This window comes from Corynebacterium sp. zg-331 (genome assembly GCF_014267345.1).
In the GTDB taxonomy this organism is placed as follows: Bacteria; Actinomycetota; Actinomycetes; order Mycobacteriales; family Mycobacteriaceae; genus Corynebacterium.
The window spans coordinates 172649-184706 of record NZ_JACMYD010000001.1 but is presented as its reverse complement, the minus strand read 5'-3'; the positions used below and the strand labels follow the sequence as shown (position 1 = coordinate 184706).

Genomic DNA, 12058 nt, shown 5'->3' with positions numbered 1-12058 from the left:
TCCTTTTTACTCCTGTGCATGCGCGGCGAGGGTCCACGGGTCGGTGCGGATCTCGATCACCTCGGTGCGCAGTCCCGTGCGCTGTGCAACGATCCGCGCAGCCTGATGCGTCCACGGAAACTCGCTGGCCCAATGCGCGGTGTCGATCACCGCAGGCCCCCCGGCGCGCAGGTACTCATCCACGGGATGATGGCGCAGGTCGGAGGTCACGTAGGCGTCCACGCCCAGCTCGCGCACGGCGTCGAGAAAGCTATCTCCCGCACCCGAGGAGACCGCCACGGTGTGCACCAAGCGATCGGGGTCGCCCGCCGCACGAATTCCCCAGGTCGTCACCGGCAGCGCGTTGGCCACCTGCTGCACGAAGTCCCGCAGCGGCATGGGAGCGGGCAGGGTGCCGATCCGACCCAGCCCCGTGGCGGTGTCGAGGTCCTCGACGGTGGGGTCGGTGGGCTTGATGGGACGGCCGGGGGTGATGCCCACCAGTTCCGCCAGGCAATCATTAACGCCGGGGCGCGCGGAATCGGCGTTCGTGTGCGCGGCCAGCAGCGCCACACCCCCCGTCATCAGGGTGTGCAGCACCCTTCCCTTGGGGGTATCGGCAGCCACGCTGTGCACGCCGCGCAGCAGGAGGGGGTGATGCACCACGAGCATCTGCGCCCCCATCTCCACCGCGCGTTCGGCTACCTCCTGGGTGCAATCCAGGGCGAAGGCCACGGTGCTCACCGTGGCTTGCGGGTCGCCACAGATCAGGCCCACACGATCCCAACTCTCCGCCAATTCCGGTGGATAAGCGGCCTCCACCGCCGAGCGCACCGCGCCCACCGTCGTCTCCGTCTCCCGCTGCCCAGCATTCATCGTTGCCTCGTCCTTTCCCTCTCCGGCATGGCGTTCCCCGCCGCTGCCCACAGTTTAGGCACCTTCTGCCACACTGGTAGGCAGGCGATGACCGCGCACGATGACCTCAATAGACGGGAGAAACAATGACCGACGTACAGCTCGCAGAAACCACACGGCACACCGCCCCGCACCTGCGCATCTGTTTCGTATGCACCGGGAATATCTGCCGCTCGCCCATGGCGGAGGTTATGCTGCGCGACGCCGCAGAACAAGCAGATCTGAGCAATCGCCTCACCATCACCTCGTGCGGCCTGGGCGGCTGGCACGAAGGGCAACCCGCGGATTCGCGCACCCTCGCCGAACTCGCCGCGCACGGCCACGACGGCTCCGCCCTGCGCGCCAGCGTTTTTAGTCCCGACGATGCCCACGCCGACCTCCTCGTGGCCCTCGATACCGGGCATCGCTCCCGCCTGATCGTGGAGCATGGGGTCACGGCCAAGCGCGTACGCTTGCTGCGCAGCTTCGATCCCCAGTCCCCCGAGGAGTCCTCCGTCGCCGACCCCTATTACGACGGCCCAGAGGGTTTCCGCACCTGTTACGCGCAGATCAATGCCGCCCTCGATGGCCTCCTCACCTGGGCCCGCACGCGCCTAACCGCACCCAGCCTGGGCTAGGCTATAGCACGTGAACACAACCGTGGAAGATCGTTACGCAGCGCGACGCAGGCTCCCCGCCTGGCGGGTGTTGCTCAAACCCGGGTGGGTGATCGCCGCCCTGATCATCGCGGTATTTTCCTATTTCGCCTTCACCTTCCTCGCCCCCTGGCAGCTGGGCAAGGACTCCGACATCGTGGAGCGCAACGAGCGCATCACCGAGGCTTTTTCCCACGACCCGCTGCCCGTTTCCGAGGTGTTTTCCCGGGGAGCCCTCTCCCCCTCCGATGAATGGCGCCGCGTGACACTCACCGGCCGGTACCTCCCCCACGCCGAGGCCGTACTGCGCATGAGGGCCAGCGATTCCGGCCCCGCCGTGCAGGTTCTTACCCCCTTTCGCACCGACGACGGCGCCACCTACCTCATCAATCGCGGCTTCGAGCCCACCACCGGGGCGGGGGTACCCGAATACGATGCCGCCCCCACCGACGAGGTGAGCATCGTGGGGGTGGCGCGCCGCAACGAGGGCACACCGGATCGCCAGCCTTTTACCGACGAGGGTCATCTTCAGGTCTACGGTATCAATACCGAACAAATAAGCCAGGCCACCGGCGAGCAACTGGCCCGCGATTATGTTCAGCTCACCGAGGGCGAGCCGGGCGAAGTCAGCGCCATGCCCATACCTAAGCTCGATCGTGGTTCCCACCTCTCTTACGGCCTTCAATGGATCGCCTTCGGCATCATGGCCCCCCTAGGCCTTGGGTATTTCCTCTACGCAGAAATGCGAGAGCGCCGCCGGGCCAGGGACGAGGAGGCGGAGATGGGTACCGCCGTCGAGGAGGCCGCGAACACCGCACCGGAGGCTGACGACACCACCGCGCACGAACGACACCACCGGATCTCTCGGCGTGAACAACGCAAGCGCTTCCGGGAGCAACTATGGGATGAGGATGAAGTCGATACGCGGTCTCCCTCTATGCCGGATCGCTACGGGCGATGAGTCATCGCTGGACAGCCAGGTACTCCAATACCGCTTTAACCCGACGGTTTTTCAGTGGGATCGCGGCGTAACGTGCTAAAAAATATTTGGCGCATGCTTGGCCACGGATCGCACCAGGAAACACGGACATCACCGCGCTCATGTCCGTGACGGTAAAACCGTTGTGCACGAAGACATTAGGAATCCAGATGCGCAAGAATGATGAAAAAGTCCTCCCCACGGCGTCATCGCCGAGCGGGGAGGACTTTATGTAGATCGCCGGTCAGGCTTCTTAGCCAACGAAGCGAGCAACGGTGTCCGCGATGGTCTTGACAACCTTGGCAAAGAGATCCACGCCCTTCTCGGCGCTTTCCAGACGCTGCTTCTGGGAATCGGCATCGGAGGCCGGCTTCACATCGGTGGTCACGATATTCTGCTGGTCGAAGGCCGGGCGATCCTGACCCACCACGGTCTCGGCGGTAGCGGGAGCGATAGCGGCGGTGGCGGCAACGGCCACGGTGGCGGCGGAGAGGGCAAACTTGCGCTTCAGGTTCATCTTCAGAGTCCTTCCTAAAAGAATGTCAGATCCCGGGGTCACGCCACAGGACATGACCACCGTGCCCCGATAAGAATAACCTAACCTGCTCCATACCAAAAGACCCACCAGCACGACATCGGGTCAAATCAAAAAGCCAGGCCTTCTCCCAGGGGAACCAATGGCCCCTCGTCACGGCGAAGATTGCCGCCGGAGAAGCCCTCACCACCGGTTACCCCCTCCCGCACCAGCGGATAGTTCCGCCGCCCACCGACACGATCGGAGGCAACGGGCCACACCATAAAGGGTGACACACAACCCTCATGTTCAAAAATGAGTAAGAAACCATATTTTTGCGGCGCGAAAGCGGCGCAGTCAACGCTCGGCGCGGAATCGATGCCCTCCGCGGAACAATGCCGGGGAGATCCAGAAGCCGCCCACCACCACAAAGAACCCCGATGATCCCTGTATATCGCACGCCCCGGCAGTGCCCACAGGAACTACCCTGGGATTTGATCGGTGCGTCCTGACGGGCTCGAACCGCCGACCTGCTGGGTGTAAACCAGCTGCTCTCCCAACTGAGCTAAAGACGCGTATCCCGAACTACGTGTCCGGGTAACTCGAAGAACCATACCACAGGATTACTTGCGCGTAGAACCGCGCTGCACCAGGCAGGAACCCTGCCACTGCCCCAGGCGCTCCGCCTTTGTTTGCACCAAGCCGGAAAGCTGCGCGGATTCCGCAATCACGCCCGGTTCGACGGTGCCGGGACGTCCCGCACCGGGGGTCAGGAGCCACACCCGCCCGTGATCGGACAAGGGACGCACCGCGTCCACCAGACCATCGACCAGATCCCCGTCCTCATCGCGCCACCACAGCAGAACCACGTCACAAATCTCGTCGGTATCCTCGTCCAGCAGCGTTTCCCCCAGAAAATCCTCGATGGACTCGGAGATAGCGCTATCGCAGTCCTCGTCCCAACCAACCTCCTGGACGACGGCGTCCTGCCGTATGCCAAGGCGCTGTGCATAGTCCTGGACGTCTTTGTTCATAACGTCCGGAGCGTCCACCACTGTGATATTCCTCCCGTTCCTGTCCCCCGGTGGCGCCGCTTCCCACCTGGTGAGCGGCACGTCTCCGGGCACAATCTACATCGCTGCAAGCAGGATACAGCCTGCATCGGATTTTATCCCCATTTTCGCCCCGTCCCCGTGCGGCACGCATCACCGCTTATCACTACACTTAAGCAGGGTATGCGTGGGCCATGGGCGTACCGGAAATCCCGCACGCGCGCCCCGCTTGTATGAAAGACCTGATCAACCCAGGAGGTTTACCTATGGCTGAGGGCAATCTCAGCGGAAATCCGACGGAGGACACGAACTTCGCCCTCATCCGCGATGGCGTGGCGTCCTACCTGAACGACTCCGATCCTGAGGAGACCCGCGAGTGGATGGATTCCCTCGACGGACTGCTGGATAGCTCCAGCCCCGATCGCGCGCGCTATCTCATGCTGCGTCTCTTGGAGAGGGCGTCGGCAAAGCGCGTGCCGCTGCCCCCGCTGTTGTCCACGGACTTCGTCAACACCATCCCCACCTCCTCGGAGCCCGAGTTCCCCGGCGACGAGGAGGTGGAGAAGCGCTACCGGCGATGGATCCGCTGGAACGCCGCCATCATGGTGCACCGCGCTCAGCGCCCCGAGATCGGCGTGGGTGGTCACATCTCCACCTATGCGGGCGCCGCCCCTCTCTACGAGGTGGGATTCAATCACTTCTTCCGCGGCAAGGACCACCCCGGCGGAGGAGATCAGGTGTTCTTCCAGGGACACGCCTCCCCCGGCATGTACGCCCGGGCCTTCCTCGAGGGGCGCCTAAGCGAGGACGACCTCGACGGCTTCCGTCAGGAGGTCTCCCGGGAGCAGGGCGGCCTACCCAGTTACCCGCACCCGCACGGAATGAAGGATTTCTGGGAGTTCCCCACGGTGTCGATGGGCCTGGGCCCGATGGACGCCATCTATCAGGCGCGCTTCAACCGCTACCTGCATGACCGCGGCATCAAGGACACCTCCCAACAGCACGTGTGGGCCTTCCTTGGCGACGGCGAGATGGACGAGCCTGAATCCCGGGGCCTCCTGCAGCAGGCCGCCCTCAATAACCTGGATAACCTCACCTTCGTGGTGAACTGCAACCTGCAACGCCTCGACGGCCCGGTGCGCGGCAACACCCAGATCATTCAGGAGCTGGAATCCTTCTTCCGCGGCGCGGGCTGGTCCGTCATTAAGGTCGTGTGGGGCCGCGAGTGGGACGAGCTGCTGGAAAAGGACAAGGACGGCGCGCTCGTGGAGATCATGAACAACACGCCGGACGGGGATTACCAGACCTTCAAGGCCAACGACGGCGCGTATGTCCGCGAGCACTTCTTTGGCCGCGATCCGCGCACCCTCAAGCTCGTGGAGGACATGACCGATGACGAGATCTGGGCGCTGCGCCGCGGTGGCCACGATTATCGCAAGATCTATGCCGCCTACAAGCGCGCCCTGGAGACCAAGGATCGCCCCACCGTGATCCTGGCGCACACGATCAAGGGCTACGGTCTGGGGCACAACTTCGAGGGCCGCAACGCCACCCACCAGATGAAGAAGCTCACGCTGGAGGATCTCAAGCTCTTCCGCGACAAACAGGGCATCCCGATCTCCGACGAGGAACTGGAGAAAAACCCCAAGCTGCCCCCCTATTTCCACCCCGGCGAGGATTCCCCGGAGATCAAGTACATGAAGGAACGCCGCCGCGAACTCGGCGGTTACCTCCCGGAGCGCCGAACCTCCTATGAGCCGCTCACGGTGCCCGCCGTCGATAAGCTGCGCTCGGTGCGCAAGGGCTCCGGCAAGCAGTCCGTGGCTACCACGATGGCCCTGGTGCGCACCTTCAAGGAACTCATGCGCGATAAGGACCTCAAGGATCGCCTGGTACCGATCATCCCCGACGAGGCCCGTACCTTCGGCATGGACTCCTGGTTCCCCACCATGAAGATCTACAACCCGCACGGCCAGAACTACGTGCCGGTGGATCACGATCTCATGCTCTCCTACCGCGAGGCCACCGACGGCCACATCCTGCACGAGGGCATCAACGAGGCCGGTTCCATGGCCTCCTTTATCGCGGCGGGCACCAGCTACGCCACCCAGGGCGTGGCCATGATCCCGCTGTACATCTTCTACTCGATGTTCGGCTTCCAGCGCACCGGCGATTCCGTGTGGGCCGCCGCCGATCAGATGGCGCGCGGGTTCCTGCTGGGCGCCACAGCCGGGCGCACCACGCTCACCGGCGAGGGGCTCCAGCACATGGACGGCCACTCCCAGATCCTGGCCTCCACCAACCCCGGCGTGATCTCCTACGATCCCGCTTTTGCCTACGAGGTGGCGCACCTGGTACGCGAGGGCATCGACCGCATGTACGGCCCCGGTCGCGGCGAGGACGTGATCTACTACTTGACCATCTACAACGAGCCGATCCCCCAGCCGGCCGAGCCGGAAGACCTCGACGTCAAGGGCCTGCACAAGGGCATCTACCTCTACGATCGAGGCACCAAGGGCTCCCTTTCCGCCTCCATCTTGGCCTCCGGCATCGGCATGCAGGCCGCGCTGCGCGCCCAGGAAATCCTGGCGGAGGACTTTGACGTCAAGGCCTCCATCTTCTCCGTGACCTCCTGGGTGGAACTGGCCCGCGATGGCGCGCGGATCAACAAGGAGATTCTGCGCCGCCCCGGCAAGGATCATGCCGAGCCTTTTGCCACCACGCAGCTCAAGCAGGCCTCCGGGCCGTACGTGGCGGTCTCGGACTTCGCCACGGATCTCCAGGAGCAGATTCGGGCCTACGTGCCCGGCGAGTACCTCGTCTTGGGCGCCGATGGCTTCGGCTTCTCCGATACCCGCCCCGCCGCGCGCCGTTACTTCAACATCGACGCGGAATCCGTGGTGGTGGCTGTGCTCATCGGCCTGGCCCGGGAGGGCAAGATCGACATGCAGGTGGCCGCCGACGCCGCCCAGCGTTTCCACCTCGACGATCCCACACGGGCATAGCCGCCACTCGATCACGAGGCAAGGGCGGGAGGTTCCCCGCCGGGAGTTCCTCCCCTTGCGCCATGCCGGACCGCTACAATGTGGAAGGCATGGGAAACCTCGCCGAGCAATTGGCCGCCAAGTTCGGGGAAAGCGCCCCGGAAAACGACAAGCCGGAGGGCACCCCGGCCCGGCTGGCCCGCATCATCGCGCAGATCACCGGGGACGATCCCCAGGAGATCCGACCCACCACTCGGCTGCGCGATGACCTAGGCGGATCCTCCCTCGACCTGGTGGAGATCACCGTCAAGACCGAAGAGGCTTTTGGCGTGGAGCTGGACGGACAGACCATGATGCGCTGTGACACCGTGGGAGACCTAGCGGCATTCCTGGATACCACTTCCCGCTAAAAAAGAGCACAATGGAACACATGACTGCCCATATTTCCTACCTTTCTGACATGGACGGCGTGCTCATCAAGGAAGGCGAGATGATTCCCGGCGCGGATCGCTTCCTACGCTCCCTCTATGACAACGACATCAACTTCATGGTGCTCACCAATAATTCCATCCACACCCCGCGCGATCTCTCCGCGCGACTGCGCAACACCGGCCTCGATATTCCCCCCGAGCGGATCTGGACCTCCGCCACGGCCACCGCGCATTTCCTCAAAAGCCAGGAGGAGGAAAGCACGGCCTACGTGATTGGGGAATCCGGATTGACCACCGGCCTGCACGAGGCCGGGTGGATCCTCACGGACAACCACCCCGAGTTCGTGGTCTTGGGCGAAACCCGCACCTATTCTTTCGAGGCCATCACCACCGCCATCAACCTCATCCTGGGCGGGGCCCGTTTCATCTGCACCAACCCGGATGTCACCGGCCCCGCCCCGCAGGGTCTACTCCCGGCGACGGGTTCGGTGGCCGCGCTCATCACCGCGGCCACCGGCCAGGAACCCTATTACGTGGGCAAGCCTAACCCCGTGATGATGCGCTCGGCCCTCAATACCATCGGCGCCCACTCCGAGAGCACCGTGATGATCGGGGATCGCATGGACACCGACATGCGATCCGGCCTGGAGGCCGGGATGCGCACCATCCTGGTACGCTCGGGGATTTCCGATAACGCGGAGATCAACCGCTATCCGTATCGTCCCACCCGCGTGATCGACTCCGTGGCAGACCTCGCCGAGTGCTGGGACGATCCGTTCAAGGACGGCAGCTTCTACCCGGCGGCGGAAGATTCCGCCACGCACGCCGCGAAGCCCTCCGCCTGAGCAAGGCCCGCCAACGCGCCGGCGAAGCTGCCCAACTCCGTGCCCGGGGCGGCCAACAGTTGCCGACACCGCACCGTCCTCGGGCCATCGCGGTGCCACCGGGTGCACCAGGACGCGTCGAGCGGGTCGGTTCCCGGCTGCGCAGCCGGGGCCGGGCTGCGCAGGTGCTCCACCATGAGGGCTTCGACCGCAGGCCGCGCGGCCCTCGGCATGCCCTCGACGGTAAGAACGGCATAGCAAATTTCCGTGGAGCCCTCAGCCAGGGACTTCACCGGGGGATCAAGCAATAGTGTGGTCATTGTGTAGGTTCCTTCGGCACAATCCATACCGCCCGCCTTCGGGTGGCATCAGACGAGTTTCGTCTTCCCCAACGATCTCGCGTGGCTTTCTACCATTCACAGTGACTGGCACCGAGTTTCCATCGAATAGCGCGGAGATGGCAACTCTCAAGTGCCGCTTTATCCCCCGATAATTCAAGTTCTAGTTCAGAGTTATCCCATCGCGGCAGCCCACACCCGATCATTCGTCTCCGCCCACCGTGGCTGCGCCCACGGCCCAAAGTCCCGGTCAGTGAGCACCACCATCGCACACCGCTGCTCCGGGGCGACCCACAGGTACGTGCCGGTCATACCGAAGTGCCCCACCGCCTCGCGAGGCATAGACTCCCCCATCCAATGAGGCCGCTTCTCCCCATGAATCTCAAAGCCCAATCCCCACGGGCACGGTTTATGCATACCGTATCCCGGCACGACACCGCGCAGGCCCGGGAACTGCGCAGAGAAGGCCTCACGCACCGTACGCGGGTGCAAAAGCCGCGGCTCCATGAGTTCGCGGGCAAAAAGCATCAGATCCGAGAGTGTGGACACCGCCCCGTGCCCAGCCGAACCGTTAAGAACGGTATCGCGCATTCCTAGCGGCGCACATACCGCCTCGCGGAGATAGTCTGGGAAAGCGATGTCGGTACGCCGCCCCAGGGCGTCGGCAAGAATCTCGTAGCCAGCGGAGGAGTAGATCCTGCGCTGCCCCACCGGCTTAAGCGATTCGGGAGTATCGAAGGCCACCCCGGAGGCATGGGCCAGGAGATGACGCAGCGTGGAACCCCGTGGGCCCATGGGATCGTCCAATTCCACGGCCCCCTCCTCCACCGCCACCAACGCGGCATACGCCGAGAGCATCTTGGTCACGCTCGCCAGGGCGAAGGGCCTGCGGGCATCGCCCACCGCGTATTCCTCGCCTCCGGCCAGTATCGCGGCAGCCACGTGATCGGCGGGCCACTGCTGGATATCCCGGAGGGCGTCGAGAAGCGCGCAAGCAGTCATGCGCTTCATGCTACCCAGGCGGGGTCTTAGCCCAGGGTCACGGTGCCATCCGCGTTCACCACGGGGTGCGCATTCCACGCCGCCACCAGGTTCAACCGCTGCCACGACCCCGCGGGGCCGCCCTTATCCAGGGGATAACCGGAATCCTGGGCCGTCAGCTGTAGCACCTGGGCGCGCTGCCACGCCGCCAGCTCCGGGAACCGGGCCTCCAGCAGCGCCTCCGCCCCCTGCGGCACGATCATCGGCGCGCCCGGCTCTCCAACCCGCTCGAAGCCATAATTCAGGCGCTGGGTAAACACCTCCTGCGCCTGATCCGGGCTCAGGTACCGCCGCCCGCGCGAGGCACACTCGGACACCGAGGTCCCGCACCGCCATTCCAGCTCCGCGCGCAGTTCGATGCCCGCCTCCCGGATCAGGGTATGAAACTCGGGATCGTTAAGCCGATCGGCGGCCGCCGCCAGGCCCACCATGCGTCCCCCCATCACATCGAGCGGGTAGTGCACACCCATCACCAGGCGGTGATAGCCCACCTCGGAACCGCGCGCGAGTACCTGGGCACCCAGCTCCGGCAACAGGGCTGCCATCACCGCGGACTTCCACGTGGCTCTATTCGTGTGGCCCGAAGGGAACGACGGCGTGGTGGAATACTCATCGTCTCCGCCCTCGCGGTGATAGCGGGTGATGCGATCCGGGGCCACCACAAAGGGCCGATCATAGCCGAACCAATATTTCTCCACGGCTGTCGAGGAAGCCAAACCCCCGCCGCGCGCCAACCGCCCGGACAGCAACTGCGAGGTCTTGGGCAGCCGGTGCTCCGCCATGGCCTGCCGGAACGCCTGCCCCAGCTCCGTTCCCCAGGCCTCGGACATGGTCATCAGAAGGTCATCGTGATCGTCGGCCAGAGCACGTTCCAGCAGCGCGGGATCCCCCGCTGCCGCGTTATTGATGCGCACCACCTCATCGAGATTGCGGCGCATCACCTCCGGGTGATCGCGCTCCAGGGCGCTAAAGGCCTCCACCACCGGGGCGTAGGACCACCCCTGGGAGGCGACATCGGAGCGATACCAACGCGCCACGCGGTCCAGGGCGAAAGGTTGCGGCACCGGCGCGCCCTCGTGCAGCACCGGTTCCGGCACCATCACGGGGTTTTCCACCAGGAGCTCAACCGCGGCCGACACCGCCGAGGATAACTCCTGGGACGTCGACTGCGCCCCGGCGGGAGCCACTGGGACCACCACCCCCGCCGCCACTGCACTCGCCATCACCAGCGCCCGCCTACCTGCCCTATACTTCATGCCGCACCCTCTTTTCTCTGTTACTCGCCGCAATCGCGAACCGAGCCCTACCGCAACGCCTCAAGCCTGGCACACGAAGGTAAACGCCCCATGACTGTTCCATGAACGGCGCGGTAACTTTTCTAAGAAATAATACCCCGATGACACGCAGCCCCATTCTCTCCGACATGGAGGAAAGGGGTTGCTTCCCTGCTCCTCCAACTGGGCTCGAACCAGTGACCCTTCGATTAACAGTCGAATGCTCTGCCAACTGAGCTATGGAGGAATATCCTTGCGCCAACTACCGCGGCGGCAACGGAGAGTAACTATAGTCCGCCGCGATAGAAAGGGGCAAATCCGCTGTTCACGGGCGCGGATCGGCCGACGCAACGCCGAACGGCGAACCCACCTTGGGACCGCCAAGAGCACTGTATATACTGAGTAGCGCCGCACGCAGCGGCGGAGGGGCTATAGCTCAGTCGGTTAGAGCTACGGACTCATAATCCGTTGGTCCTGGGTTCGAGCCCCAGTAGCCCCACCGCCGGGAAGATTGTGGTAACCTTCCTGGTGTTTTCATCCCGGAACTTTTGGTTGGGTTCGGGTTGTGGTGAAAATTAGTCGTTGACCTGGGAATACTCGGTAAAAAGTTCTCCCAAGTCGGCGGCTAATTTTTTTGGTCACCATCAAGCACACCAGCATAGTGCCTCAAGGTCACCGAGGCGTCGGTGTGCCCTCGTTGTGTCGCGACCACCTGCGGCGGGGTGCCCTGCCGCAGCGCCAAAGTCGCACAGGTATCACGCAGCGCATGCGGAGTAATGGTCTTGATGCCAGCTCGATAGCACGCCGGGGTAAGCACCCGTTTCGCCCAGTTACCTCGATGAATAAGTGTACCCGTGCGCGTAGGGAACAGCAGTAATGTTGGCTCCTTGACCCCTCCGCATAGGTGTTAACCCGGCTCGCCCGACAAAACCGAGTCCACCGAGAAAATCGAGGGGTCGTGGCCACCATCATGGCCTTGGATCGTGCCATCCAAAACGATAACGCCCCGGCCACCTGCTCGGTCTACGACGAACGCGGCCTACTAATTCTGTGAGGGGTTTCATGCGGTTGTTCGGTGAGCACCATGGGGAT

Annotated in this window: 12 protein-coding genes and 3 tRNA genes; 6 read left to right on the top strand and 9 right to left on the bottom strand. The window is 63.9% G+C overall.

Features of this window, described 5'->3' with window-relative positions:
- Positions 1-6: 6 nt before the first annotated feature.
- Positions 7-855 (bottom strand): Nif3-like dinuclear metal center hexameric protein, encoded by an 849-nt coding sequence (locus H7347_RS00950; protein ID WP_152820460.1) that lies wholly within the window; start codon positions 853-855, stop codon positions 7-9.
- Between the two features lie 125 nt (positions 856-980).
- On the opposite strand from H7347_RS00950, the gene H7347_RS00945 reads away from it, so the two are divergent.
- Positions 981-1511: a low molecular weight protein-tyrosine-phosphatase gene (locus H7347_RS00945; RefSeq protein WP_152820458.1), complete on the top strand. Its 531-nt coding sequence runs from the start codon at positions 981-983 to the stop codon at positions 1509-1511.
- Between the two features lie 10 nt (positions 1512-1521).
- Positions 1522-2490, top strand: a complete 969-nt coding sequence (locus H7347_RS00940; RefSeq protein ID WP_186337076.1) for an SURF1 family protein — start codon at positions 1522-1524, stop codon at positions 2488-2490.
- A gap of 271 nt (positions 2491-2761) precedes the next feature.
- Here the strand turns inward: H7347_RS00940 and H7347_RS00935 are convergent, their stop codons facing one another.
- From H7347_RS00935 to H7347_RS00925, 3 genes are all read right to left on the bottom strand, one after another.
- Positions 2762-3025, bottom strand: a complete 264-nt coding sequence (locus H7347_RS00935) for a hypothetical protein (RefSeq protein ID WP_152820457.1) — start codon at positions 3023-3025, stop codon at positions 2762-2764.
- 499 nt (positions 3026-3524) lie between these two features.
- Positions 3525-3597 (bottom strand) — tRNA-Val (locus H7347_RS00930).
- A 48-nt stretch (positions 3598-3645) separates the two neighbouring features.
- A complete protein-coding gene (locus H7347_RS00925) occupies positions 3646-4056 on the bottom strand; it encodes a DUF3052 domain-containing protein (RefSeq protein WP_152821228.1) in 411 nt (136 codons plus the stop codon).
- A gap of 284 nt (positions 4057-4340) precedes the next feature.
- Between H7347_RS00925 and aceE the strand changes: the two genes are divergently transcribed.
- The 3 genes from aceE to H7347_RS00910 all read left to right on the top strand — a co-directional run bounded on the left by aceE (position 4341) and on the right by H7347_RS00910 (position 8334).
- Complete coding sequence (gene aceE, locus H7347_RS00920) at positions 4341-7079, top strand: pyruvate dehydrogenase (acetyl-transferring), homodimeric type (protein ID WP_152820456.1); 2739 nt, start codon at positions 4341-4343, stop codon at positions 7077-7079.
- 89 nt (positions 7080-7168) lie between these two features.
- Positions 7169-7468: an acyl carrier protein gene (locus tag H7347_RS00915; protein ID WP_186337075.1), complete on the top strand. Its 300-nt coding sequence runs from the start codon at positions 7169-7171 to the stop codon at positions 7466-7468.
- A gap of 20 nt (positions 7469-7488) precedes the next feature.
- Positions 7489-8334, top strand: a complete 846-nt coding sequence (locus H7347_RS00910) for an HAD-IIA family hydrolase (protein WP_152820454.1) — start codon at positions 7489-7491, stop codon at positions 8332-8334.
- On the opposite strand, the gene H7347_RS00905 is transcribed toward H7347_RS00910, so the two are convergent.
- The 4 genes from H7347_RS00905 to H7347_RS00890 form a co-directional block, all read right to left on the bottom strand.
- On the bottom strand, positions 8283-8633 hold the full coding sequence (locus H7347_RS00905) for a hypothetical protein (RefSeq protein ID WP_152820453.1): 351 nt from the start codon (positions 8631-8633) through the stop codon (positions 8283-8285). The two genes, H7347_RS00910 and H7347_RS00905, sit on opposite strands and share 52 nt — an antisense overlap.
- A 192-nt stretch (positions 8634-8825) precedes the next feature.
- On the bottom strand, positions 8826-9653 hold the full coding sequence (locus tag H7347_RS00900) for a serine hydrolase (RefSeq protein WP_152820452.1): 828 nt from the start codon (positions 9651-9653) through the stop codon (positions 8826-8828).
- A 26-nt stretch (positions 9654-9679) separates the two neighbouring features.
- On the bottom strand, positions 9680-10948 hold the full coding sequence (locus tag H7347_RS00895) for a phosphatase PAP2 family protein (protein ID WP_152820451.1): 1269 nt from the start codon (positions 10946-10948) through the stop codon (positions 9680-9682).
- Between the two features lie 192 nt (positions 10949-11140).
- Positions 11141-11213 (bottom strand) — tRNA-Asn (locus H7347_RS00890).
- Positions 11214-11391: 178 nt separating this feature from the next.
- Here H7347_RS00890 and H7347_RS00885 point away from each other — a divergent pair.
- Positions 11392-11465: transfer RNA gene (locus tag H7347_RS00885), tRNA-Ile, on the top strand.
- Between the two features lie 126 nt (positions 11466-11591).
- Here H7347_RS00885 and H7347_RS00880 read toward each other — a convergent pair.
- Positions 11592-11837 (bottom strand): tyrosine-type recombinase/integrase, encoded by a 246-nt coding sequence (locus tag H7347_RS00880; RefSeq protein WP_227658961.1) that lies wholly within the window; start codon positions 11835-11837, stop codon positions 11592-11594.
- Positions 11838-12058: the final 221 nt, after the last annotated feature.